Here is a 24,849-nt window from a genome sequence, read left to right as displayed (position 1 = left end):
GAGGACATGCCGATGACCACGCTCACCGCAAGCCGCCTGCACAAGGCCAAGACCTTCCTGATACTATGGGGCAGCGGCTGGAAACGCCGCAAGCTGCCGTCCGCGACTTCCTACCGGATCGAATGGCAGGATCCCGCATCCGGCGCATGGTACAGCGACCGGGCCGCCCTACGCCTGGCAAAGGTCCAAGCCCTGGCCCTTTATGACCGGCCGGAGTCAACCCGCGGGGGTTACTGCCGGCGCTTCTGATGCCCCGGCGCGCAAGGAGCCGTACACAACCAGATCACGCCCCAGCGGCTGGCAGCCGCCATCGGCGAGCCGGACGGACGCAAGTCCAGTGCCGCCATTGCCGCGGCCGCCCTGGAACTGGGGGACCACGGTGATCACGCAGTAATCCGCCAGTGCCGGGTCGAGGAAACGGCCGGTCAAAGCGGCATCCCCCTCCACCAGGAGCGAACGGACCCCCAGGCCAAGGACGGCCGCCAGCACTGCGGCAAGGTCGGCTTCACCCCGAGCATCGGCGGGTACCACGACGGCATCGCCGGCAGCCGCGGGCGTACCCGCCACGGCGAAGCCGAGTGGTGGTTTCGAGCCGCCGCATAATGCCAGCCGAAGCTCCGGACCGGCCGCCGTCAGCACCCCCTCATGAACGGCCCGCAGGGCACCGGCCAGCTCGCACGCCTCGCCCCCGGTCGTCTCTGCCTCCCCGCCCTCCAGACTCTGGACCCGGCTCAATGTCACGAACGGCCGCCCTGCTGCAACCGGGCCTTGGGCCAGGCGGTCGCACAGGGCATCGAGGAACGCAAAGCGCGGCCGTATCCGCTCGAACGACAGCATGTGCGACATTTTTTCGACCTTGGCCCGGAGATAACGGACGTTCTCCGGATGGCTGGGGGCTTCGATCGGCACCCGTGCGGCGATGGGGATGCCATAGCGACGCAGTTCGTCGAGCTTCTTGGGATTGTTGGTCATCAGCCGCACGCTCTTGACGTCGAGGTCTTCCAGCATCCGGGCCGCGACATAATAGTCGCGCTCATCGGCCTGATGGCCCAGGCGCAGATTGGCCTCCACCGTATCCAGACCTTCGTCCTGCAGATTGTAGGCCCGCAGCTTCTGCACCAGGCCGATCCCGCGGCCTTCCTGGCGCAGATACAGCAACACCCCGCACTCCGCCGCGCCGATTGCTCGGAGCGCCAGCTCGAGCTGCTCGCCGCAGTCGCAACGGCGCGAACCGAACACGTCGCCGGTCAGGCATTCGGAATGGACACGGGCCAGCACGTTCTCCCGACCCCGTACCTCGCCTTTCACCAAAGCCAGATGCTGCTTGCCGTCCTGAGCGCCGCCGTAGCAATGGATGATGAAATCGCCGAATCGGTTGGGAAGGCGGGTGCTGACGAGTTCGTGAACGACGGAGGAAGTCCGGGTTTTCATGCAGGCGGTGGATTCCGAAAAGAGAGCGGCTGAACGGCACCGGAACCAAACTCCGGAAAGCGCGCTCAAGGTGAAAATCTACGCTTATACACAAGTTTGGCGGCGCATGCCAAGGCGGGAGCGCGGAATCAGCCTGCCGCGAGGATTTCAGTCAAGGTAGCGAGGGAATCCACCGGCGCTGCGCAGACCCGCCCACGGCAGACATAGGCCACCGGCCCCTGAGGCGCCGGCCCCCGTGCCGCCAGCGCCGGCGGCAACCCGGCCGCGTCGGGTGGAATGGCATAGACCAGGGCTTCGGGAGCGATTTCACGGGCCTTGGCACACCAAGGCCGCAGCGCTTCACCTTCGCCCCGCAGGATGACCAGCGGCGGCGGAACGAACCATTCCCGCGCCGCGTTCATCAAGGCCCCATGGGCGTGGGGGTATCTGGCCATGGCACCGCTCGCCGCCTGCAATCCCCGTTCGGCCGCCTCGGCATACCTCAGGTCTCCGGTCAAACCAGCGAGCCGGAGCAGCGCACGGATTGCGATGCCGTTGCCGGACGGCATGGACTCGTCCATCCAGGGCTTGGGGCGCTGAATGAGCGCTTCATGGTCGGTGGCGGTGAAGAAGAATCCGCCATACTCGGTATCCTGGAAGCGCTCCAGCAACCGGTCGGCCAGGCTGACCGCCCACGCCAGGTCGCCCGTACACCAACGCGTCTGCAACAGCTCCAGAGCGGCGTCCAGCAGGAAGGCGTAGTCGTCGAGATAGGCGTCGAACCGCGCGCGCCCGTCCTTGTAGACCGACATCAGCCGGCCCCCGACATCCATGGCCCGGCGCACGAACCCAAACGCCCGGTCCGCGGAGTCCTTGAATTCTTCTCGCTCCAGCAGGCGGCCGGCCACGGTCATACCTCGGATCATGAGGCCGTTCCACGCGGCGATGATCTTCTCGTCCCTGCCGGGCCGGACCCGCTGCTCTCTTGCCTGACGCAGGCAGGCCCTGGCCGATTCGAGCAGCCCCGCCACCTCGTCGCCGGTCTTCGCGCAATCCGCCGCGACGGCTTCCAGAGACCGGGCAATGCGCAAATGCCAATGGCCCTCGAAATTCGGCGGCCCATCCAGCCCATAACGACCGGAAAACACAAGGTACTCATCTGCGGACAGCAGCCCCTGGATCTCACGGCGATCCCAGACGTAAAACCTGCCCTCCCTGCCCTCCGAATCCGCATCGAGCGCCGCGTAATAGCCGCCTTCCGGCGACTGCATCTCGCGGATCACCCATTCGGCGGTGTCGGTCGCGACGGCGGCATAGAGCGGTTCTCCAGTGTAGACAGCCATTCGCGCATACAGCTCGAGCAACGGGCCGTTGTCATAGAGCATCTTCTCGAAATGCGGAATCTCCCAGCGCTCGTCCACCGAATAGCGGGCGAAGCCGCCGCCGAGATGATCGTAAATGCCGCCGCAGGCCATGCTGTCGAGCGTCTTGCGGACCATGTCGAACCCTTCGCCGTCCGAGCGCAGCAGGAATTCGAGGTTGGACGTATGCGGGAACTTGGGCGCACCGCCGAAGCCACCGTGGGCGGCATCGAAATTCGTTCGCAGCGCCTGGTGCGCGTGCGCCAGCAGTCCAACATCCAGCCGCACGGTACCGCTGTGTTCGCGGCCCATGGCCTCCAGGGCCTCGCGCAACACCTGACCGTTCCGGGCAAGGTCGCCCCGGTGTTCGGCATAGAAAGCAGCCAGTTGGTGCAGTACGGACACGAAGGCCGGCATGTTGTAGCGCGGCTCCTTGGGAAAATAAGTGCCCGTGAAGAAAGGCACCAGATCGTGAGGGTTCAGACATACCGTGAGCGGCCAGCCACCACCACGGCGCGACAACATCTGGTGGACGCTCTGATAGATGCGGTCGAGATCGGGTCGCTCCTCCCGATCCACCTTGATGTTGACGAACAACCGGTTCATGACTTCCGCCGTCGCCTCGTCTTCGAAAGACTCGTGCGCCATGACATGGCACCAGTGACAGGCGGAATAGCCAATGGACAGCAGGATCGGCCGGTCGGAGCGCCGGGCTTCTTCCAGTGCCTCCGGCCCCCAGGGATACCAGTCCACCGGATTGTGTGCATGCTGCAGCAGGTAAGGACTGGTTTCGCCTGCCAGGCGGTTGGAACGCTGTGAGTCGAGCATGCTAAGGCGGCCTCACGGAAATAGGGAGCCCCAGTGTACCAGTTCCGCATTATTCCCGAGTATCCCGCTGGGATTCAAAAGTCCGTGTCCCTCCCTTGGCGAAGTCTGGCGGACCAAACCGGACTCTCCCCCGCCAGAGGACCGGGCGGTCGGATGGCTTATTGCACCAGCGCCAGCAGCACACCCGCCGCCACGGCGGAGCCGATGACGCCGGCCACGTTCGGACCCATGGCGTGCATCAGGAGGAAGTTGTGAGGATTGCTCTCCTGGCCCACTTTGTTGGCCACCCGTGCCGACATCGGCACGGCGGAGACGCCGGCCGCGCCGATCAGGGGGTTGATCTTGTGCAGAGTGAAGCGGTTCATCAGCTTCGCCATCAGCACCCCGGCGGCCGTACCGAAGCTGAATGCGATGGCACCGAGCACCAGGATTCCCAGGGTCTCCGGGCGAAGGAAAGCATGGGCACTGAGCTTGGAACCGACCGAAAGCCCCAGAAAAATGGTAACGATGTTGATCAGCTCATTCTGGGAGGTCTTGCTCAGGCGTTCGACCACACCGCATTCACGCATCAGATTGCCGAGGCAGAACATGCCGATCAAAGGCGCGGCCGAGGGCAGCAGCAGAGCGGTCAGGATCAACAATACCACCGGGAAAATGATTTTCTCGGTCTTGCCCACCACGCGCAGTTGCGACATTTCGATCAGGCGCTCTTCCGGCGTGGTCAAGGCGCGCATGATGGGGGGCTGGATCAGCGGCACCAAAGCCATATATGAATAGGCCGCGACGGCGATGGCGCCGAGCAGGTCCGGCGCAAGCCTGGATGCCACGTAGATGGCGGTCGGGCCGTCGGCCCCGCCGATGATGGCGATGGCGGCCGCATCCCTGAAACCGAACTGCAGGCCAGGCACCAAGTTCAGTGCCAACGCGCCGAACAGGGTGCCAAAGATACCGAACTGTGCGGCCGCCCCCAACAGCAGGGTCTTGGGGTTGGCCAGCATGGGACCGAAATCGGTCATGGCCCCCACACCCATGAAGATCAGCAGCGGGAATATCCCGGACTTGATGCCGAAATACAGATACGAGAGCAGCCCGCCTTCTTCGGCGATGCCGGCCACCGGGATGTTGCTGAGCACCGCGCCGAAGCCGATGGGAAGCAGCAATAAAGGCTCAAAGCCTTTACGGATGGCGAGGTAGATGAGCAGGAACCCCACCGTCATCATGACCACCTGTCCCCACTGGAAATTGGACAGACCGGTGCTGCTCCACAATTCGACGAATCCGTTCATGGACCAGCCCGCCTCAGCCCAGCGTGACCAGCACGTCGCCGGTATTGACGGTATCGCCCGGCTTGACGGCGATACCCACCACGACGCCGCCGCTGCGCGCCCTCACTTCGGTCTCCATTTTCATGGCCTCCATGACGACGACCACCTGGCCTTCGGCGACCTTCTGTCCCTCGGTGACGTTGATGCGCAACACATGCCCCGCCATCGGCGCATTGACCGACTCGCTGACGGCCCGCGCGGCGAGGATCTGCGCTGCCGCGGACGGCGAAGCGGCACCGGTCGTCGGATGAATCGCCCCGATGCTGCCGCCCGGGGCCACCTCGACCTGATAACTGCGGCCGTTGACCGTGACGGTATAGAGCCTGGCGCCATCGGGCGCCGCGGTCGCGCCGGTGACCTCGGCCACCGGCGCGGCGGGCTCGGTGCCGGGCGGTGGCTCGAAGGCCGCCGGATTGCCCCGGTTCTGCAGGAACCGCCAGCCGACCTGGGGGAACAGCGCGTAGATCAGCACGTCTTCGACCTGCGGGGAGGACAGCTTGACTCCGTGCTCCCGGGCCAGGCGCTTCAATTCGTCGGTCAGCTTCTTCAGTTCCGGCTCGAGCAGATCGGCGGGACGGCAGGTGATGGGCTTGTCCCCCTTCAAGACCCGGGCCTGCAATTCGGCATTGACGGGTGCCGGGGTGGCACCATACTCGCCCCGCAGGACGCCTGCGGTCTCCTTGGTGATGGTCTTGTAGCGTTCACCGGCGAGCACGTTGAGGACGGCCTGGGTGCCGACGATCTGCGAGGTCGGCGTGACCAGCGGGATGAAGCCCAGATCCTCGCGGACCTTGGGTATCTCCTGCATCACTTCGTCGAAGCGATCCAGCGCCCCCTGCTCCTTGAGCTGACTTTCCATGTTGGTGAGCATACCACCGGGCACCTGGGCCACCAGAATGCGGCTGTCCACCCCTTTCAGGCTACCCTCGAACTTGGCGTACTTTTTCCGGACCTCGCGAAAATAGGCCGCGATTTCCTCCAACAGCCGGATGTCCAGGCCGGTATCACGCTCGTGTCCCTGGAAGATCGCCACGACCGCCTCCGTTGGACTGTGGCCGTAGGTCATGCTCATGGACGAAATCGCGGTGTCGACGTTATCGATACCGGCCTCGACCGCCTTCACGATGGCGGCCGTGCTCAAACCCGTGGTCGCATGGCACTGCATGTGGATCGGCACGCCGACTTCCTGCTTGAGACGGCCGACCAGCTCCTCGGCGACATAAGGCTTGAGCAAGCCCGCCATGTCCTTGATACAGATCGAATGGGCACCCATGTCCTCCAGACGCTTGGACAGATCGACCCACATGTCGATCGTGTGCACGGGGCTCACGGTATACGAAATGGTGCCCTGGGCGTGTTTGCCCATGGCTATGGTCGCGCGGATGGCCTTTTCGAAGTTGCGGAGGTCGTTGAGCGCATCGAAGATGCGGAACACATCGACCCCGTTTTCGGCCGAGCGTTCCACGAATTTCTCCACCACATCGTCCGCGTAGTGGCGATAGCCCAGTAGATTCTGGCCCCGCAGCAACATCTGCAGACGGGTGTTCGGCAAAGCCTTCTTCAGCGTCTTCAGGCGCACCCAGGGGTCTTCGCCCAGATAACGGATGCAGGCATCGAAGGTCGCACCGCCCCAAGCCTCCAGCGACCAGAAGCCGGCCTTGTCCAGCTTGGGACAGATCGGCAGCATATCCTCGAGACGAAGGCGGGTGGCCAGCAGAGACTGATGTGCATCACGCAGGACGACGTCAGTGATGCCCAAGGGGGTTGCCATGCAAAAACTCCTTAGATGTGCCTTACTTGTTCTGGTAACGGTGGATCGCCGCCGTGATCGCGGCGACGATCTCCGCTTCGTCCTCCCCTCCGGCACTCCTGACGGGTATGGCGCCCGCGGGCTTGAGGGCGACCGGCTCGTCCGGCGAATAACGGCCGATCAGCCGCGAAGTCACGTGGATGACTCCCACCAGCAGAGCCAGAAACAGGAACACGATGGTCATACCGATGAGCATGAGCCTGCTCCCGGCCAGCAAGAGCTCTGGGATCGACGATTCCATGGGGGAAGTTTCAGGTTAGCGACAAAACGCCGGAATGATAAAGCGCTCCGGCGGGAAAGTCGAACTGCACCGCCCGCCGGCCCTGCCCATGATGTGAATTCGGCAGCAGCGGAAGGCGTCTTCGGGCGCTATCGGTTGAGCTGGAGCATGTTCTGCTCGTCCCTCGAACCCCGCGCCTCTTCATGACGCTGCTGCGGCTCCTTCGGCTTGAGCGTCAGCTTGGCGATCCCGGTCCAACTTGCCATGAACAGCAGCATAGCGATCGTCGACACCGCCATCGCCGCCGTCAGCCGATCCGGATTTTTCGCCCAGAACAGCACCCACTTGGGCTTGATCAGACTGACGATCACGCCGATCAGGAGCAGGGCGGCGGCGAAAACCACCAGAATTCTCAAAATCATCACCTTGGTCGCCAGGTCCATACGTTCGTCCTCGAAACGAGAAAAGCGCGATTAAACCGGATTCGACGAATCCACGCCACTCGCGGCGGGCGCTCGGCTGTGAAACGCGACACGCCCGCCTGCCTCGCCGCAGCGGACTGGACACGGTCTTTTCGACCCCCGTAGGCGACGACAAGCGGGGATTGACACCCGAGTAAGGAACTAGGAAATTAGCTGTAAACGCGTCAACTGGTAGAATCATCCAGTTGACTCCCATCTCTATCAGGTAACGCATGATGAATCGCAAACAGACTGTCGGCGTGCGCGTCGGTTCGGTACAGATCGGGGGCGGCGCGCCCGTCGTGGTCCAGTCCATGACCAACACCGACACTGCCGACGTGGCGGGAACCGTCCGCCAGGTCATCGACCTGGCCCGGGCCGGTTCGGAACTGGTGCGCCTCACCGTCAACAACGAAGAAGCCGCGGACGCCGTGCCACGCATCCGGGAAGAACTGGACCGCCTGGACTGCAACGTGCCGCTGGTCGGCGACTTCCACTTCAACGGCCACAAACTGCTGGAAAAGTACCCCGCCTGCGCCGAGGCGCTGGGCAAGTTCCGTATCAATCCGGGCAACGTCGGCCGAGGCTCCAAGCGCGACCCCCAGTTCGCCCAGATGATCGAGTTCGCCTGCCGCTATGACAAACCGGTCCGCATCGGCGTCAATTGGGGCAGCCTGGACCAGTCGGTACTGGCCCGTCTGCTCGATGAGAACGCCCGGCTCGCCGAGCCACGGCCGTTGCCGGAAGTGATGCGCGAAGCCGTGATCACCTCGGCGCTCGAAAGCGCGGAAAAGGCTCAGAATCTGGGGCTGCTCAAGGACCGCATCGTGCTGTCGTGCAAGATGAGCGGTGTGCAGGAGCTGATCTCGGTCTACGAAGCCCTGTCCAGCCGCTGTGACTATGCCTTGCACCTGGGGCTGACCGAAGCCGGGATGGGTTCCAAGGGCATCGTCGCCTCCACGGCCGCGCTGTCCGTACTGCTGCAGCAGGGCATCGGCGACACCATCCGGATATCGCTCACCCCCGAGCCCGGCGCCGACCGCAGCCTAGAGGTCATCGTCGCCCAGGAAATCCTGCAGACCATGGGATTGCGATCGTTCACCCCCATGGTGATCTCCTGCCCCGGCTGCGGCCGCACCACCAGCGACTATTTCCAGAAACTGGCCCAGCAGATCCAGTCGCACCTGCGCCACAAGATGCCGGAATGGCGCAAGCGCTACCATGGGGTGGAAGACATGCACGTGGCCGTCATGGGTTGCGTGGTGAACGGCCCGGGCGAAAGCAAGAACGCCAACATCGGCATCAGCCTGCCGGGCACGGGCGAGCAGCCCGTCGCCCCGGTGTTCGAGGACGGCGTGAAGACGGTGACATTGAAGGGTGACCGCATCGCCGAGGAGTTCCAAGAACTGGTCGAGCGCTACATCGAGACCCACTACAGCAACCGGGCCGAAGCTTAGGCGCCGGAGTATCGGCGGGGGGCGCTGGAAGCCTCCAGGCGTTCGAGCTCCCTGTCGCTGAATCCCGCGCGCCTGCGCAGCTCGAGATTGAACGGTCCGCGCGCCTGGCCGCGCAGATGGCGTTCCACGAGAGTGAAATACTCAACTTCCGGATCGATCCCGCGCTGAGCGCAAATCCACTGAAACCAGCGCGAACCCAGGGCCACGTGCCCGACCTCGTCATGCAGGATGCGTTCGAGTACTGCGACGCTGCGTGCATCCCCCGCCTGCCGCAGCCGCTCGATCATGCCCGGCGTCACGTCCAGCCCCCGCGCCTCCATGAAGCGCGGCACCAGCGCCATGCGGGCGGCGACGTCGTAAGCCGTTTCTTCCGCGATGCTCCACAACCCGCCGTGTGCGGGCAGATCCCCGTAATCGGCTCCGAGTTCGCGCAGCCGCTCCCGCACCTGGGCGAAGTGTTCCGCCTCCTCCGCAGCCACCCGCAGCCAATCACGGTAATAATCCTGCGGCAGCCCGCGGAATCGGTAGAGATGATCCCACGCCAGCTGGATCGCGCTGAACTCGATATGGGCCACCGCGTGCAATAGCGCCACCCGGCCGTCCACGGTGTTGATGCCGCGGCGCGGCAGGTCGCGCGGATCGACCCGCGGCGGGCGGTCGGGAAAACGGGCGAAGCGGGTCGGCAGCGGCTCGTCTTCGATTCCGAAATCGAGTTCATCCGCGCGGCAGGCCCGCCAGGCCTCATGGGATACCGCCAATTTGGTTTCGACCTCGGGCGAGCCGAGGCAATGCTCGGCATAAGCCCAGATGTTCCCGGACCCGGCCCCCCTCATGCCATTTCCAGGTCTTTCACTTTCGCCGCTCGCTCGGCATAGGCCGGCGTCTGGTCGAAGTTCAGGTAGCGGTAAGTATCGGCCGCTTTCTCTCCGATCTTGCCGGCATAGGCCATGTACTCCTCCACGCTCGGAATCCGGCCCAGAATGGAGCAGACCGCCGCCAGTTCGGCCGAGGCCAGGAATACCTGGGCGCCGGCACCGAGGCGGTTGGGGAAATTGCGGGTGGAGGTGGACACCACCGTGGCGTTGTCGGCCACCCGCGCCTGATTGCCCATGCACAATGAACAGCCGGGCATTTCGGTGCGGGCGCCGGCCTTGCCATAGGTGGCGTAGTAGCCTTCCTCGGTGAGCTGAGCCTGATCCATGCGGGTGGGCGGGGCGATCCACAACCGGGTCGGCGTGGGCTTGCCGAAAGCTTCCAGCAACCTGCCGGCGGCGCGGAAATGCCCGATGTTGGTCATGCAGGAGCCGAGGAAGACTTCATCGATGTGAGTCCCGGCGACCTGCGACAGCGGCTTGACGTCGTCCGGATCGTTCGGACAGCACAACAGCGGTTCGGTGATCTGGTTCAGGTCGATCTCGATCACTTCGGCGTACTCGGCGTCCGGGTCCGCTTCCAGCAATTGCGGATCGGCCAGCCAGGCTTCCATCGCCGCGATGCGCCGTCTTAGGGTGCGCGCGTCACCGTAGCCCTCGGCAATCATCCAGCGCAGCAGGGTGATGTTGGAATGGAGGTATTCCTCGATCGGCGCGCGGTTAAGCTTGATGGTGCAGGCGGCGGCCGAACGTTCGGCGGAGGCATCCGCCAACTCGAAGGCCTGCTCGACCTTGAGATCCGGCAGTCCCTCGATCTCCAGGATGCGACCGGAGAATACATTCTTTTTACCCTGCTTCTCGATCGTCAACAGCCCCCGCTGCAGCGCGACGTAGGGAATCGCATGCACCAGATCGCGCAGGGTGATGGCGGGCTGCATCTCGCCCTTGAAGCGCACCAGCACCGATTCCGGCATGTCCAGCGGCATCACGCCGGTGGCGGCGGCGAAGGCCACCAAACCCGAACCGGCGGGAAAGGAAATACCGATCGGGAAGCGGGTGTGGGAATCGGCGCCGGTGCCCACCGTGTCCGGCAACAGCATGCGGTTGAGCCAGGAATGGATGATGCCATCACCCGGCCGCAGCGACACGCCGCCCCGATTCATGATGAAGTCCGGGAGGGTGTGGTGGGTCTCGACATCGACCGGCTTGGGATAGGCGGAGGTGTGGCAGAACGACTGCAGCACCAGGTCGGCCGAAAAGCCGAGGCAGGCCAGATCTTTCAGCTCGTCCCGGGTCATCGGGCCAGTCGTGTCCTGTGAACCCACCGTGGTCATCACCGGCTCGCAGTAGGTGCCGGGCCGGATTCCGGCCACCCCGCAGGCCTTGCCTACGATCTTCTGCGCCAGGGTATAGCCTTTTCCAGTCTCGGTCGGCGCCCTGGGACGGCGGAAGACTTCGGAAGGCGGCAGCCCCAGAGACTTGCGCGCCCGGTCGGTCAGACCGCGGCCGATGATCAGGTTGATGCGCCCGCCGGCCCGTACCTCATCCAGCAGGATGTCAGTCTTGAGCGTGAACCGGCACAGTTCGACCCCGCTCTCGCGGTTCCGCACCACCCCTTCATAGGGATAGATGTCGATCACATCGCCCATCCGCATGGCGGTGACGTCGCATTCGATCGGCAGGGCACCCGAATCTTCCAAGGTGTTGAAGAAGATCGGCGCGATCTTGCCGCCGATACAGACCCCGCCCTGACGTTTATTGGGAACGTGGGGAATGTCTTCGCCGATATACCAGAGTAAGGAATTGGTGGCGGACTTGCGCGACGAGCCGGTCCCGACCACGTCGCCCACATAGGCCACCGGGAAACCCTTGGTTTTGAGTTCGGCGATCTGCGCTTCGGCATCGTAAATCCCCTCGCGCGGCACCTTCAGCATGGATTTAGCGTGCAGCGGGATGTCCGGCCGTGACCAGGCGTCCTGAGCCGGCGAGAGGTCGTCGGTATTGGTCTCGCCCGCTACCTTGAACACGGTCACGGTCAACTTCCCTGGCACTTCCGGACGGGAAGTGAACCACTCGGCGTCCGCCCAGGCACGCAATACGGCCTGGGCATGAACATTGCCCGCTTCCGCTTTGACCTGTACGTCGTGGAAGGCGTCGAACATGAGCAGCGTACGGGACAGGCCGTGCGCCGCAACCGGGGCCAGTTCGGAATGATCCAGCAGCTCGATCAGCGGCGCGACATTGTAGCCGCCCAGCATGGTGGCGAGCAGTTCGGTGGCCTGTCGGGGCGATAGGATCGGGGAAACCGCCTCCCCCCGGGCGACGGCCGCAAGAAAACCCGCCTTCACGTAAGCCGCTTCATCCACTCCGGCCGGCACGCGGTTGCTCAGGAGATCGAGCAGAAACGCTTCTTCGCCGGCGGGCGGCGCCTTCAGCAATTCCACCAGGGCGGCGGTCTGTTCGGCAGTCAGCGGCTTGGGCACGAGGCCTTGGGCGGCACGTTCGGCCACGTGCTCTCGGTATTCGGTCAGCATGTTAAACCCCGGTCATGAAGTAAAAGGAATCGGCCCGCCCTTCTAGACAATCGGCTACGGCAAAGCAACGTCGCTCCGGCAGGAAATGCCGGAGCCCGGAAGTCATAGACGACACGGGCCTGACACATCCCTGTGGGCCGGATGCCGGCATCACGACTCCCGTAGCAGCCGTAGCCGGGCTCCACCGGGCCGTGAGTCCGCAGGGCATCTGGAAGTGGGCGGGAAATATTGAGGCTATTATATGGAATAACCCAGCCGAAACGGCAGGTAACCACCATGACGACGCTCTACATCAGCCATCCGCTCTTTCTCCGCCATGACACCGGCCCCGGCCATCCAGAGGGCTCGGTCCGCCTTGCCGCCATCGAAAGCGCGCTGGCCGCTCCGGAATTCCGGGGTCTGCGGCGTCTCGAGGCCCCCCGTGCCGAGCCCTCCCGGCTCGAACTGGTCCATTCCAGAGGGCACATCGAACGGGTGTTCGCCGCGATTCCGCGAACCGGCCATCACTTCGTCGATGCCGACACCGTGGTCTCCCCGGAATCGGGGGAAGCCGCCCTGCACGCAGTCGGTGCGGTGTGCCTGGCGGTGGACGAGGTGATAGGGAAACGGGCGCGCAACGCCTTCTGCGCGGTGCGTCCGCCGGGACATCACGCCGAACCGGACGCAGCCATGGGCTTCTGCCTCTTCAACAACATCGCCATCGCCGCCGCCCACGCCCTCGCCAACCACGGTTTGCAACGCGTTGCCATCGTGGATTTCGACGTGCACCACGGCAACGGCACCCAGGCCGCGTTCAGGCGCAATCCGGCGGTCCTGTATGTCTCGACCCACCAGTATCCGTGGTATCCGGGCACGGGCAGCGCAATGGAAACCGGCGTCGGCAACCTGGTCAACATCCCTCTCCCAGCGGGCACGGACTCCGCGGCCTACCGCGAGGCCGTCACGGCTACCGCTCTGCCCGCCATCGACCGCTTCTGCCCCGAGCTGATCCTGATTTCCGCCGGCTTCGACGCCCACCGCGACGACCCGCTGGCGGATCTGGCACTCACCGAGGACGACTACGGCTGGATCACGGCGGAACTCATGAAGCTGGCGGACCGCCATGCCGGTGGCCGTATTGTGTCCGCGCTCGAAGGCGGCTACGCCTTGCCGGCCCTGGGCCGCAGCGTCGCGGCCCATGTCCGGGCGCTGCTTCTCCCCCGCCCTGAGTTCGTGGCTGCAGCGGCAGGCTAGACCGAACCTCGCCCGATGGCGAAATAATCGAAGCCCTGCGCCTTCATGTACGCCGGATCGTAGATGTTGCGGCCGTCGAAGACGGCGGGGCGTGTGAGGGTCTGCCTGATTTCGTCGAAATCAGGGCTCCGGAACACGTTCCATTCGGTGACCACCGCCAGCGCATCGGCGCCTTGCAGGGCCGATTCCGGCGAATCGCACAGAATGAGGTCCGCCCGCTCGCCGTAGATGCGATGGGCTTCCTCCTGCGCCACGGGATCGAACGCCCGCACCTTCGCCCCCGACCGCCACAGCGCTTCCATCAGGGTGCGGCTGGGTGCTTCGCGCATGTCGTCGGTGTTCGGCTTGAAGGCCAGCCCCCAGACGGCGATGGTCTTGCCGGCCAGATCGCCCTGGAAATACGCACTGATCTTCTCGAACAGCTTTTCTTTCTGACGGTCGTTCACGGCTTCCACCGCCTGCAGCAACTCGGCGGGATAGCCGGCATCGCGGGCGGTGCGCTCCAGGGCCTTGACATCCTTGGGGAAACAAGAACCGCCATAGCCGCATCCGGGATAGATGAAGTGGTAGCCGATGCGGGGATCGGAACCGATCCCGACGCGGACCTTCTCGATGTCCGCGCCGAGCCGCTCGGCGAGGTTGGCCAACTCGTTCATGAAGCTGATCTTGGTGGCCAGCATGGCATTGGCGGCATACTTGGTCAGCTCGGCGGAGCGGATGTCCATGCACACCATGCGGTCGTGGCTACGGTTGAACGGGGCATAGAGGGCGCGCAGCAGCTCAGTGGTGCGCGGGTTGTCGGTGCCGACCACGATCCGGTCCGGCTTCATGAAGTCCTCGATGGCCGCACCCTCCTTGAGGAATTCCGGGTTGGAGACCACGTCGAACTCGATGACCATACCGCGCCGGGCCAATACTTCGCTCACGACCCTGTGCACTTTGTCCGCCGTCCCCACCGGTACGGTGGACTTGTTGACGACGATCCGGTATTCCCGCATCCGCTCGCCGATACTGCGCGCCACCGCCAGCACGTATTGCAGATCGGCCGAGCCATCCTCGTCCGGCGGTGTGCCGACGGCAATGAACTGGAACAGGCCATGGCTCACGCCGAGCTCGACATCGGTGGTGAACTGCAGGCGGCCGGCGGCCATGTTCCGTTTGGTGATGGCGTCGAGGCCGGGCTCATAGATCGGTACCTCTCCTCGGTTGAGGCGTTCGATCTTGCCGGCGTCGATGTCGACACAGACCACGTCATTGCCGACTTCGGCCAGACAGGCACCGGTGACCAGTCCGACATAGCCGGAACCAAAGATAGTGACTTTCATACCGTCTCCTTGGAAAGGTGAAAAAAGACTTTAGGCGAAGCGGGCCAGATCGGCCTGAATGTCGGCGAGGTTCTCCAGGCCTACCGCGATGCGTACCAGGCCGTCGCCGATGCCGGCCGCGATCCTGGCTTCCGGACTCAAACGGCCGTGGGTCGTGGTTGCTGGATGGGTGATGGTGGTCTTGGCATCCCCCAGATTGCCGGTGATCGACAGCAGCCGGGTGCTGTCGATCAGACGCCAGGCGGCTTCCTGTCCGCCCTTGACCTCGAAACTGACAATGCCGCCGAAGCCCGACTGCTGACGGGCGGCGAGTTCGTGCTGGGGATGGCTGGCAAGTCCAGGGTAATGCACCCGCTCGACCCAGGGCTGCGCCTCCAGCCAGCGGGCCAGACCGAGCGCATTCTCACAATGGGCTTTCATCCTGAGTCCCAGCGTCTCCAATCCTTTGAGGAACACCCAGGCATTGAAGGGGCTCATTGCGGGACCTCCGGTACGCAGAAAAGGATAGATCTCGGCGTCGAGCAGATCGCGCGCACCGACGATCGCCCCCCCCACGCAGCGGCCCTGGCCGTCCAGGTACTTGGTGGCCGAATGGATCACGATGTCCGCGCCCAAAGCCAGCGGCCTTTGCAGGGCCGGGGTACAGAAGCAGTTGTCCACCACCAGCAGGCAGCCGCCGGCGTGGGCGATCTCCGCAAGCCGGGGGATATCGGCGATTTCGGTCAACGGATTGGAGGGCGTTTCCAGGAACAGGAAGCGGGTCTCGGGGCGGATGGCCGCTTCCCAGCCTGCGTAATCGGTGAGACCAACGAAAGTGGTCGGCACCCCGAATTTGGCGAGAAAGTTCTGGAATAGCAGGGTGGTGTTGCCGAAAACGGCGCGCGAGCACACCACATGATCACCCGCTTTCAACAGCCCGAACGCGGTACTGGCGATGGCGGCCATGCCAGACCCGACCGCGACGCAGCGCTCTCCGCCTTCCAGCGCCGCCAACCGTTCCTCGAAGGTACGCACCGTCGGGTTGGTGAAACGCGAATAAATATTGCCCGGCGCCGCGCCGGCGAAGCGCGCGGCCGCTTCCGCCGCGCTACCGAAGACGTAGCTGGAAGTGGCGAAGATCGGTTCCGCATGTTCCTGCTCCATGGTCCGGCGCTGCCCGGCGCGCACGGCGCGGGTCTCCATGGCGAATTCGTTCCAGTTCAGATCGTCCACGGCTCCCTAGCTCCTTCAGACGGTGTTGTAAAGATCGATCGCGGTCGCGGCTGCTTCACGCCTGGCTTTGGCATGGTCCGACCGGTGCTCGCTCAGGCGATCCAGATAGTCCTGGTCGATGTCGCCGGTGACGTAGTCCTTGTCGAAGCAGGAGGTGTCGAACCGCGGGATCGACGGATTGCCTCGCTGCACCGACTCGACCAGGTCAGCCAGATCCTGATAGATCAGCCAGTCCGCGCCCAGCGCTTCCCGTACCTGTTCGTCGGTCCGGCCGTGAGCGATCAGTTCCTCGACTGCCGGCATGTCGATGCCATAGACGTTGGGGTAGCGCACCGGCGGCGAGGCCGAGGCAAAATACACCTTACGGGCGCCGGCATCACGGGCCATCTGGATGATCTGGGTCGAGGTGGTACCACGCACGATGGAATCATCCACCAGCAGCACATTCTTGCCCTTGAACTCCAGATCGATGGCGTTGAGCTTCTGCCGCACCGACTTCTTGCGCAGAGTCTGCCCTGGCATGATGAAGGTGCGGCCGATGTAACGGTTCTTGATGAAGCCCTCGCTGTATTTCACTCCCAGCCGGTTGGCAAGCTGCAACGCCGAGGTACGACTGGTGTCCGGGATGGGGATGACGACGTCGATGTCGTGCTCGGGACGCTCCCTGAGAATCTTGTCGGCCAGCTTGTCGCCCATGCGCAGCCGGGCTTTGTAGACGGAGATGTCGTCGATGATGGAGTCCGGCCGGGCGAAATAGACGAACTCGAAGATGCAGGGAGAATAGATGACGTGTTCGGCGCACTGGCGGGTATGCAGGGTGCCGTCCTTCTCGATCAGGACCGCCTCGCCGGGCGCCACATCCCGTACCAGCTCGAAGCCGAGCACGTCCAGGGCCACGCTCTCGGAAGCGATCATGTATTCCTTGCCGAGCCGCCCCTCGCGCTCGCCGAAAACCAGCGGGCGGATGCCATGGGGATCACGGAAGCCGACGACACCGAATCCGGTGACCATCGCCACCACGGCATAGGCACCGCGGCAGCGCCGATGCACCGCGGAAACGGCCCGGAACACATCGTCCGGCGATACCCGCAGCTTACCGATGCCCTGCATTTCATGGGCGAAGACGTTGAGCAGGACCTCCGAATCCGAATCGGTGTTGATATGGCGCTGATCCTGTCGGAACAGCTCGCGTTTGAGCAGGGCCGCATTGGTCAGATTGCCATTGTGGGCGAGCGAGATGCCGTAAGGGGAATTGACGTAGAACGGCTGCGCTTCGGCGGTGCTGGAACAGCCGGCGGTGGGATAACGCACGTGGCCGATGCCCATCGTGCCCTTCAGCTCCACCATATGGCGGGTGTGGAACACATCACGCACCAGACCGCTCTCCTTGCGCAGATGCAGCCGCTCCCTCTCGCAAGTCACGATACCGGCGGCATCCTGACCGCGATGCTGAAGCACAGTGAGCGCCTCGTACAGTTCCTGATTGACCTCATCGTTGGAAACGATACCGGCAATTCCGCACATAGCCTGAACCTGTAAAGCGATTGAACGAAGGGGTATTAAGGATAGGCCACCTGGCCTGCGATTTCAGCCGGCAGCAGCGTCTTGATCCACAGCGCCATGGACTGAAACGGTGGAATGAGGCGCGACTCCCGCCACCAGGGGTCCCGTGGCAGTGGAGTAAAACCGGCCAGGAGCACCATGACCGATACTAACAGCACGCCGCGTGCCAGCCCGAACACCAGCCCGGCCAGCCGGTCGGTGCCCCCCAGACCGGTGCCTGTCACCAGCCGGCCGAGCAGAAAACCGGTGAAACCGCCCACCATCAGGCTGACCAGGAAGATGGCCACGAAAGCCATACCGAGCCGCAGCGAGGGCACCGAAATCAGGGTTTCAAGATGGACCGCCAGATCCGGGCTGAGAAGCAACCCCAGCCAGATCGCCGCGGCCCAGACCGCCAGCGAGAACACTTCGCGCACCAGGCCGCGGACCAAGCCGACCAGTGCGGACAAGCCCATCACCGCGATGATGAGATAATCGGCCCAGGTCAAATCACCCGCGACCGCCGTGGCCGGCCCGACCTGCGGCAACATCGCCTAGCGGGCGCGGGATGGCACCAGATAGCCACGGATGCCGGCGACCGCCTCGAGCTGGCGCAGTGCCTGCTCGGCCTTGGCCTTGTCGGGTTCGGGCCCGATCCGGACGCGGTAGGTCACCTTGCCGGTGCTACCGTGAATGGTTTCGGCGTAGGCGGACAGCTTGTTCTGGCGCAGCTTCTCGACCAGCGCCTTGGCATTGGCCTCTTCGACGAAGCTTCCGGCCTGTACCAGCCAGGCCGTCGCGGCCGGTACCGCCAGCGGCGTGATTTCCGGCTTGCGGGCCGGCGGTTCGGCCGGTATCGCCTTCACCGGGGGCCTGCTTATCTTGTCAACCGGCGCAGCGGTTGCCACGGGGGGTTTCTTCGCTGCAGATGGCCTGGCCGTGGGTTTCACCGTCGGGGCCGCTTCCACGGGCGCCATATCCTCCTCGACGACCCCCTCGGCCGGCACCTCTTCCGGCTCGACCGGCTGGCCGGCTTTCTCCTGCTGCGCCACCACACCGCGCTTTGGCGAAGGCGGCGCCGCACTCTCCCCTCCGGCACCGTTTTCGCCACCCGTAACCGGAATGATGCGGTCCGCTCCTTCGGCCTCCACCGGCTCGACGGTTTCGACCTCGTCCACCGAGCGGGGCAGTTCGACCGGCTGCTCCTCCATATCCTTGGGCATCGGCGGAATTTCGGCCACTTCCGGGCGAGACGGCCCGTCCGGCTTCTCGTCGAACAGCATCGGCACGAAAATCACGGCGAACGCGACGATGACCGTTGCGCCGATCAGCCGTTGTTTCAACTGTTCATCCATAGGTTTCCTCAAACTTTGGAAGGGTTGGCTTGGCTTCGGGCCAGATACTCGGCGACCAGGAAAAAGGAGCCGAACACCAGAATGATCGATTCATTCTCGGCATTTCGGCGGACCCTTGCAAACGCCTCGGCGGCATCCGCGAAGCCCTGTTGCACACGACTCACGCCGAGCGCCGAGAACACCGGCAGCAGGATTTCCGGTGTCGCGGCGCGCGGCAGTTGCAACGGCGCGAGATACCAGTCATCCACCAGATCGCGGATGCACTCGACCACGCCACGGATGTCCTTGTCGCGCATCATGGCGAATACCGCGTGCACCGGGCGTCCTTGCTTGAACTGCCGCAGAAACTCCGTGAGCACATGCACCGCATGGGGATTGTGGGCGACGTCAAGCAGCACTGTGGGGCCGCCTTCCAGGATCTGGAACCGCCCCGGCAAATGGACGCTGGCCAGTCCCGCCCGAACGGCGGCTTCCGGTACCGGAAGCCGGGGCCGGATGGCCTCGATCACCTGCAGCACCGCAGACATGTTGAAATACTGATGATCGCCCCGCAGACAAGGCTCGGGCAGCGCCGTGTGGGTTTCGCCGCGTCCGTACCAGATCCAGCCGTCGTCTTCCCGCCGGAAGGAAAAATCGCGCCCCTGTATCAGTAAGTCCGCCCCGATCGCCTCCGCATGCCGCAACACCGTGGCCGGAGCATCGGGATCACCCAGAATACAGGGTCGCGCCGGCCGGAAGATACCGGCCTTTTCCAGGCCGATGGCCTCGCGGGTTCCCCCCAGCCATTCCTCGTGGTCGATGCCGATACTGGCGATCAGCGCGGCGTCGGCATCGACGATGTTCACGGCATCGAGCCGCCCGCCGAGACCGACCTCGAGGATCTGCGCATCGAGTCCGGCGCGGCGGAAGATGTCCAGCGCCGCCAGCGTGCCGAACTCGAAGAAACTCAGCGTCGTATCGCCGCGCACCGCTTCGATGCGATCGAAGGAAGCGCAGATGGCCGCGTCCTCGACTGGCATCCCGCCTATGCAGATGCGTTCGTTGTAGCGCAGGATGTGGGGCGAGGTATAGGCGCCGACACGATAACCGGCCCGGCGCAGGATGGTGTCCAGCGCTGCGACGCAAGAGCCCTTGCCGTTGGTACCGCCGACGGTGACGGTGAAAGGCCGGTCCTGAGCCGGATTGAGTGCGCGGTAAACCCTGCGAACCCGTTCCAGACCCAGATCAATGGCCTGGGGGTGCAGGGTCTCCTGCCAAGACAGCCACTCCCCGAGAGTCGAGAAGCGCATCAGCTATTCGGCTTCCGGGTCGTCCACCGGCAACGCGGAAAGATAGCGGGCCAGATCGCCCTCGCCGCCGCCCTCCCCGATCGCCGGCAGCGGCGCCTTCGGCGCGGCGGGAGCGACGCCAGCCCGGCCGTCCCGAGTCAAAAGCGCCAGCAGCGCGGCGATGCGCTCCCGCAGATCGCGGCGGTCAACAATCATGTCGATGGCGCCGTGTTCGAGCAGGAATTCGCTGCGCTGGAAGCCTTCCGGAAGTTTCTCCCGCACCGTCTGCTCGATCACGCGGGGACCGGCGAAACCGATCAGGGCGCCCGGTTCGGCGATGTTGATATCGCCCAGCATGGCAAAGCTGGCCGAAACCCCGCCCATGGTCGGATCGGTCAGGACGGAAATGAACGGAATCCTCGCCTTGGACAAGCGCGCCAGAGCGGCGCTGGTCTTGGCCATCTGGAATAGCGACAGCAGCGATTCCTGCATACGGGCGCCGCCGCTGGCGCTGAAAACGACGAATGGCGCACCATGCTCGAGGCTGTGGTTGACGCCGCGCACGAAACGTTCGCCGACCACCGAGCCCATGGAGCCGCCCATGAACTCGAAATTGAAGGCTCCCGCCACGACGGGCAGACCCAGCAGCTGACCGGCCACCACGATCAGCGCATCCTTTTCGCCGGTCGCTTTCTGCGCCTGCAGCAAACGGTCCTTGTACTTCTTACTATCCTTGAATTTGAGCGGGTCCTGGGGTGCCAGTCCTTCACCGATTTCCAGCCGGTTGCCCGGATCGAGAAACAGGTGAAGACGCTTGCGTGCGGAAATGCGCATGTGATGCGAACACTTCGGACAAACCTCGAGATTGCGCTCGACTTCCGACTTGTACAGGATCGCATTACAGCTCGGGCACTTGCACCACAATCCCTCGGGCACCGTACTCTTGGTTGATGCCTCGGTGCGGATCTTGGAAGGGACGAGTTTATGGAACCAGCTCAAAGTCATGATTTCTCTCGGATTCAGGCATCCATCGCGCGCCGCATGGTGGCGAGCAGGTCGATGATGTCCTTACGCGCCTGTTCGGGCCGGTCCTGAGCCGCCGCGATCTTTTCCACCAGGGCACTGCCCACCACCACGGCATCAGCGAACCGCCCGATGGCCGCCGCGGTGTCGGCATTTTTGACGCCGAAACCGACCCCGATGGGCAGATCGGTCAGCGACCTGATGTGGGCGATCCTGCTTTCGACTTGGCTGAGGTCGAGATGCGATGCACCCGTTACCCCCTTGAGTGATACATAGTACAGATAGCCGCGAGCGAGCGCTGCCATCCGCCGAACCCGCATGTCGGAACTGTTGGGCGCCAGCAGGAAAATCGGATCGATTCCGGCCCGGTGTAGCAGCGGCACGAACTCACCTGCCTCTTCCGGCGGCATATCGACGGTCAGTACGCCATCCACGCCAACCGCCCTGGCGCAGTCGGCGAACCTCTGGTAGCCCATGCACTCGACAGGGTTGAGATAGCCCATCAGCACGATGGGTGTCGCCTGATCGGTCCGGCGGAACTCGGCCACGAGATCCAACGTCTTGCGCAAGCTCATGTGATGGACGAGCGCGCGTTCACTGGCCTTCTGGATCACCGGTCCATCGGCCATGGGATCGGAAAACGGCACCCCGAGCTCGATGATGTCGGCCCCGGCTTCGACCATGGCATGCAGGGCCGGCACCGTGAAACCCGGCTCCGGATCGCCGGCAGTGATGAAAGGAATCAGGGCCTTGCGCTTGGCTTCACGCAACACTTGGAAAGTCGAGGTCAGACGGCTCACAGAACGATACCCTCCCGGGTGGCGATGGTGTGGATGTCCTTGTCGCCACGGCCGGAGAGGTTGACCAGGACGATCTTGTCGGAACCGAGGCTCGGCGCCAGCTTGAGGGCATAGGCCACGGCATGACTGGATTCCAACGCCGGAATGATGCCCTCCAACCGGGTCAGGGTGTGGAATGCCTCGAGCGCCTCGGCGTCGGTCGCACTGACATAGGTCGCACGGCCGGAATCCTTGAGCCAGGCATGCTCCGGCCCGACGCCGGGGTAATCCAGGCCGGCGGAGATGGAATGGGTCTCGATGATCTCACCGTCTTCGTCTTCCATCAGATAGGTTCGGTTGCCATGCAGCACGCCGGGACGGCCGGCGCTCAGCGGCGCCGAATGACGACCGGTCTCGATGCCATCACCGGCGGCCTCGACCCCGTACATGGCAACTTCCCGGTCGTCGACGAAGGGGTAGAACAGACCGATGGCATTGGAACCGCCCCCCACGCAGGCGACCAGCGCATCGGGCAGGCGCCCGGTCATCTCCAGCATCTGGCTGCGCGCCTCGCGGCCGATCACGGCCTGGAAATCGCGCACCATGGCGGGGTAGGGATGGGGACCTGCCACCGTACCGATGATGTAGAAGGTATCATCGACATTGGTCACCCAATCGCGCATGGCTTCGTTCAAAGCGTCTTTGAGCGTTCTGGAGCCCGATTCGACCGCCACCACGGTGGCACCGAGCAGTTTCATACGGAACACGTTGAGCGCCTGGCGCTGGACATCGACCGCACCCATGTAGACCACGCATTCCATTCCCAGTCGGGCGGCCACGGTAGCGGTGGCGACGCCGTGCTGGCCGGCACCGGTTTCGGCGATCACCCGTCGCTTACCCATACGCTTGGCCAAGAGGGCCTGACCGACGGTGTTGTTGACCTTGTGCGCACCGGTGTGATTGAGGTCTTCCCGCTTGAAGTAGATCTGTGCACCACCGAGCTCACGGCTCAGGCGTTCGGCATGGTAGATCGGCGAAGGACGGCCGACGTAATGGCTGAGATCGTGATCCAGCTCGGCGAGAAACTCCGGATCCTTCATGTAGCGATGGTAGGCGGCTTTCAGCTCCTCCAGCGGCTCCATCAGGGTTTCGGCGACGAAAATGCCGCCATAAGGTCCAAAGTGACCGCGGTCATCCGGCAGGTTATAGGGCTGAATCTCTTCTCGCATAGTCAAATTCGTACACCTCGCGTAAAAACGCCGCCATTTTGTCGTGGTCCTTGATTCCCTTCCGCTCCCTCTCCACCCCACTCGATACATCCACCGCGTAAGGCTTCGCCGTTCCCAGGGCTACTCTCACATTGGCCGGGGTGAGCCCGCCCGCCAGGATCAACGGCAGACCGCAATCGGTTTCAGCCCTGCGCCAGTCGAACGTCATCCCGGTTCCGCCCTGCTCTCCCGGCTGGTAGGCATCGAGCAGCAAACCGGCGGCACCGGCATACCGGCGTGCTTCGGTCCCGACATCGACACCTGGCTTCATCCGCAAAGCCTTGATGAACGGCCGGCCGAAGTCAGCGCAATACTCCGGGGTTTCTACGCCGTGAAACTGCAACAGATCGATCCGCACGCCAGCGCAAATCTCCCGAACCAGCGCCGGCTCGGCATCCACGAACAGACCCACCACGGTGACGAATGCCGGGACGGCCGCGGCGATGGCCTGCGCCTGACCGATGCTCACGTTGCGCGGACTGGGACCGTAGAACACCAGACCCAGAGCATCGGCACCCAGAGCCACTGCGCAAGCCGCATCCTCGACCTGCGTGAAACCACAAATTTTAACCCGAGTTCGCCCTGAGAGATATGCCGGTATCATGATTCAACGTCCGGGTCGTAGCGGCGGGCATCCGCCGGCAGATGCGCGAAAATGGGATCGCGCACCAGCCCGAATTGTTCCGGATAACACACACCGCCCAGGTACAGCCCGTCCGGCGGCGCCGTGACGCCGCCTCGAGCGCGGTCCCGCATGGCCAGCAGTTCGCCGACCCAGGCCGGATCGCGCTTGCCCGCCCCCACTGCCATCAGCACCCCGGCAATGTTGCGCACCATGTGATGCAGGAAGGCATTGGCTGCGATTTCCATGACCACCCTGTCACCTATCCGACGCACGTGCAGGAAATGCACGTGACGGAAAGGGCTGCGGGACTGGCACTGCTGGGCTCGAAAGGACGAGAAATCATGTTCGCCGATCAGATGGGCCGCTCCTTCCCGCATCCGCTCGACGTCCAACGGCGCATGGCACCAGGTGAGCTGGCGGGGCCGCAAAGCGGAACGCATGGGGCGATTCAGTATCTCATAGCGGTAGTAGCGGGCGATCGCACTCAACCGGGCATGGAAATGGGGCTCGGTCTCCCGCACCCATAGGATCCGCACGTCCTCCGGCAGCGCGGTATTGGCTCCCAGCAGCCAAGAGCGCTCACTACGCCGGCTTTCGGTGTCGAAATGCGCCACCTGCTCAATGGCATGGACACCCGCATCGGTACGTCCCGCACACACGACCCGGACCGAAGCATCAGCGACCCGGCTCAAAGCCCGCTCGACCACGGCCTGAACGGTGCGCTTACCGTTCTGCCATTGCCAACCGGCGAAGCCGCTGCCATCGTATTCTATGCCTAAGGCGATCCTCATGTTCCGGGCCCGATTCGAGGCGCGCTATCGTACCAGAAACGGTCCCTCCCGCTTTATCCACAGATTCTGTGGATAATTCTGTGAACCCCCTGCAGACGGCCTTCGCAACCCTTTGATTCAGCAAGACACGGCCGTCCCTGACAAAATCAA

22 protein-coding genes are annotated in these 24,849 nt (G+C 64.0%); 3 read left to right on the top strand and 19 right to left on the bottom strand.

Annotated features, from left to right (window positions below):
* Positions 1–12 precede the first annotated feature (12 nt).
* Positions 13–249, top strand: a complete 237-nt coding sequence (locus N4J17_RS07540; RefSeq protein ID WP_198322708.1) for a hypothetical protein — start codon at positions 13–15, stop codon at positions 247–249.
* Here the strand turns inward: N4J17_RS07540 and ribA are convergent.
* The 6 genes from ribA to N4J17_RS07510 all read right to left on the bottom strand — a co-directional run bounded on the left by ribA (position 217) and on the right by N4J17_RS07510 (position 7,397).
* Complete coding sequence (gene ribA, locus N4J17_RS07535) at positions 217–1,431, bottom strand: GTP cyclohydrolase II (RefSeq protein WP_198322707.1); 1,215 nt, start codon at positions 1,429–1,431, stop codon at positions 217–219. The two genes, N4J17_RS07540 and ribA, sit on opposite strands and share 33 nt — an antisense overlap.
* 128 nt (positions 1,432–1,559) lie before the next feature.
* Positions 1,560–3,599, bottom strand: a complete 2,040-nt coding sequence (locus N4J17_RS07530) for a thioredoxin domain-containing protein (protein ID WP_198322706.1) — start codon at positions 3,597–3,599, stop codon at positions 1,560–1,562.
* Positions 3,600–3,757: 158 nt separating this feature from the next.
* Complete coding sequence (locus tag N4J17_RS07525) at positions 3,758–4,885, bottom strand: sodium ion-translocating decarboxylase subunit beta (RefSeq protein WP_198322705.1); 1,128 nt, start codon at positions 4,883–4,885, stop codon at positions 3,758–3,760.
* A gap of 13 nt (positions 4,886–4,898) precedes the next feature.
* Positions 4,899–6,695 carry a sodium-extruding oxaloacetate decarboxylase subunit alpha gene (gene oadA, locus N4J17_RS07520; RefSeq protein ID WP_198322704.1) on the bottom strand — a complete coding sequence of 599 codons (1,797 nt, stop codon included), beginning with the start codon at positions 6,693–6,695 and terminating at the stop codon, positions 4,899–4,901.
* 22 nt (positions 6,696–6,717) lie between these two features.
* Complete coding sequence (locus N4J17_RS07515) at positions 6,718–6,975, bottom strand: OadG family protein (RefSeq protein ID WP_198322703.1); 258 nt, start codon at positions 6,973–6,975, stop codon at positions 6,718–6,720.
* A 128-nt stretch (positions 6,976–7,103) separates the two neighbouring features.
* On the bottom strand, positions 7,104–7,397 hold the full coding sequence (locus N4J17_RS07510; RefSeq protein ID WP_198322702.1) for a hypothetical protein: 294 nt from the start codon (positions 7,395–7,397) through the stop codon (positions 7,104–7,106).
* Between the two features lie 251 nt (positions 7,398–7,648).
* Between N4J17_RS07510 and ispG the strand changes: the two genes are divergently transcribed.
* Positions 7,649–8,872 carry a flavodoxin-dependent (E)-4-hydroxy-3-methylbut-2-enyl-diphosphate synthase gene (gene ispG / locus N4J17_RS07505; protein ID WP_198322701.1) on the top strand — a complete coding sequence of 408 codons (1,224 nt, stop codon included), beginning with the start codon at positions 7,649–7,651 and terminating at the stop codon, positions 8,870–8,872.
* Here the strand turns inward: ispG and N4J17_RS07500 are convergent.
* Complete coding sequence (locus N4J17_RS07500; protein WP_198322700.1) at positions 8,869–9,705, bottom strand: ferritin-like domain-containing protein; 837 nt, start codon at positions 9,703–9,705, stop codon at positions 8,869–8,871. The two genes, ispG and N4J17_RS07500, sit on opposite strands and share 4 nt — an antisense overlap.
* Entirely contained in the window at positions 9,702–12,278 is a 2,577-nt protein-coding gene (gene acnB, locus N4J17_RS07495) for a bifunctional aconitate hydratase 2/2-methylisocitrate dehydratase (protein ID WP_198322699.1), read from the bottom strand. The genes N4J17_RS07500 and acnB overlap by 4 nt, the downstream gene beginning before the upstream one ends.
* 276 nt (positions 12,279–12,554) lie before the next feature.
* Between acnB and N4J17_RS07490 the strand changes: the two genes are divergently transcribed.
* Positions 12,555–13,511 carry a histone deacetylase family protein gene (locus N4J17_RS07490; protein WP_198322698.1) on the top strand — a complete coding sequence of 319 codons (957 nt, stop codon included), beginning with the start codon at positions 12,555–12,557 and terminating at the stop codon, positions 13,509–13,511.
* Here the strand turns inward: N4J17_RS07490 and N4J17_RS07485 are convergent.
* From N4J17_RS07485 to truA, 11 genes are read right to left on the bottom strand one after another with little or no spacing between them, the layout of a single operon-like run.
* A complete protein-coding gene (locus tag N4J17_RS07485; protein ID WP_198322697.1) occupies positions 13,508–14,836 on the bottom strand; it encodes a UDP-glucose dehydrogenase family protein in 1,329 nt (442 codons plus the stop codon). The genes N4J17_RS07490 and N4J17_RS07485 overlap by 4 nt on opposite strands.
* A 30-nt stretch (positions 14,837–14,866) precedes the next feature.
* A complete protein-coding gene (locus N4J17_RS07480; protein ID WP_232470425.1) occupies positions 14,867–16,018 on the bottom strand; it encodes an O-succinylhomoserine sulfhydrylase in 1,152 nt (383 codons plus the stop codon).
* Between the two features lie 45 nt (positions 16,019–16,063).
* Positions 16,064–17,572, bottom strand: a complete 1,509-nt coding sequence (purF, locus tag N4J17_RS07475) for an amidophosphoribosyltransferase (RefSeq protein WP_198322695.1) — start codon at positions 17,570–17,572, stop codon at positions 16,064–16,066.
* A 35-nt stretch (positions 17,573–17,607) separates the two neighbouring features.
* Positions 17,608–18,141, bottom strand: a complete 534-nt coding sequence (locus N4J17_RS07470) for a CvpA family protein (RefSeq protein ID WP_198322694.1) — start codon at positions 18,139–18,141, stop codon at positions 17,608–17,610.
* Positions 18,142–18,144: 3 nt separating this feature from the next.
* Positions 18,145–18,945 (bottom strand): SPOR domain-containing protein, encoded by an 801-nt coding sequence (locus tag N4J17_RS07465; RefSeq protein ID WP_198322693.1) that lies wholly within the window; start codon positions 18,943–18,945, stop codon positions 18,145–18,147.
* Between the two features lie 8 nt (positions 18,946–18,953).
* Positions 18,954–20,234, bottom strand: coding sequence for a bifunctional tetrahydrofolate synthase/dihydrofolate synthase (gene folC / locus N4J17_RS07460; protein WP_338457676.1), 1,281 nt, complete (start codon positions 20,232–20,234; stop codon positions 18,954–18,956).
* Positions 20,235–20,237: 3 nt separating this feature from the next.
* On the bottom strand, positions 20,238–21,218 hold the full coding sequence (accD, locus tag N4J17_RS07455; protein WP_198322692.1) for an acetyl-CoA carboxylase, carboxyltransferase subunit beta: 981 nt from the start codon (positions 21,216–21,218) through the stop codon (positions 20,238–20,240).
* A gap of 14 nt (positions 21,219–21,232) precedes the next feature.
* The gene (trpA, locus tag N4J17_RS07450; protein ID WP_198322691.1) at positions 21,233–22,036 is read right to left on the bottom strand and encodes a tryptophan synthase subunit alpha; all 804 of its coding nucleotides are present in this window, start codon (positions 22,034–22,036) and stop codon (positions 21,233–21,235) included.
* Positions 22,033–23,244, bottom strand: a complete 1,212-nt coding sequence (gene trpB, locus N4J17_RS07445) for a tryptophan synthase subunit beta (RefSeq protein ID WP_198322690.1) — start codon at positions 23,242–23,244, stop codon at positions 22,033–22,035. The genes trpA and trpB overlap by 4 nt, the downstream gene beginning before the upstream one ends.
* On the bottom strand, positions 23,219–23,887 hold the full coding sequence (locus N4J17_RS07440; protein WP_198322689.1) for a phosphoribosylanthranilate isomerase: 669 nt from the start codon (positions 23,885–23,887) through the stop codon (positions 23,219–23,221). Before N4J17_RS07440 ends, trpB begins: the two co-directional genes overlap by 26 nt.
* A complete protein-coding gene (gene truA / locus N4J17_RS07435) occupies positions 23,884–24,699 on the bottom strand; it encodes a tRNA pseudouridine(38-40) synthase TruA (protein ID WP_198322688.1) in 816 nt (271 codons plus the stop codon). The genes N4J17_RS07440 and truA overlap by 4 nt, the downstream gene beginning before the upstream one ends.
* Between the last annotated feature and the right edge of the window lie 150 nt (positions 24,700–24,849).

It is taken from the genome of Methylococcus capsulatus (assembly GCF_036864975.1).
GTDB lineage: Bacteria > Pseudomonadota > Gammaproteobacteria > Methylococcales > Methylococcaceae > Methylococcus.
Note: the sequence above shows the minus strand (reverse complement) of the source record. Positions and strands in the feature narration are given on the sequence as shown.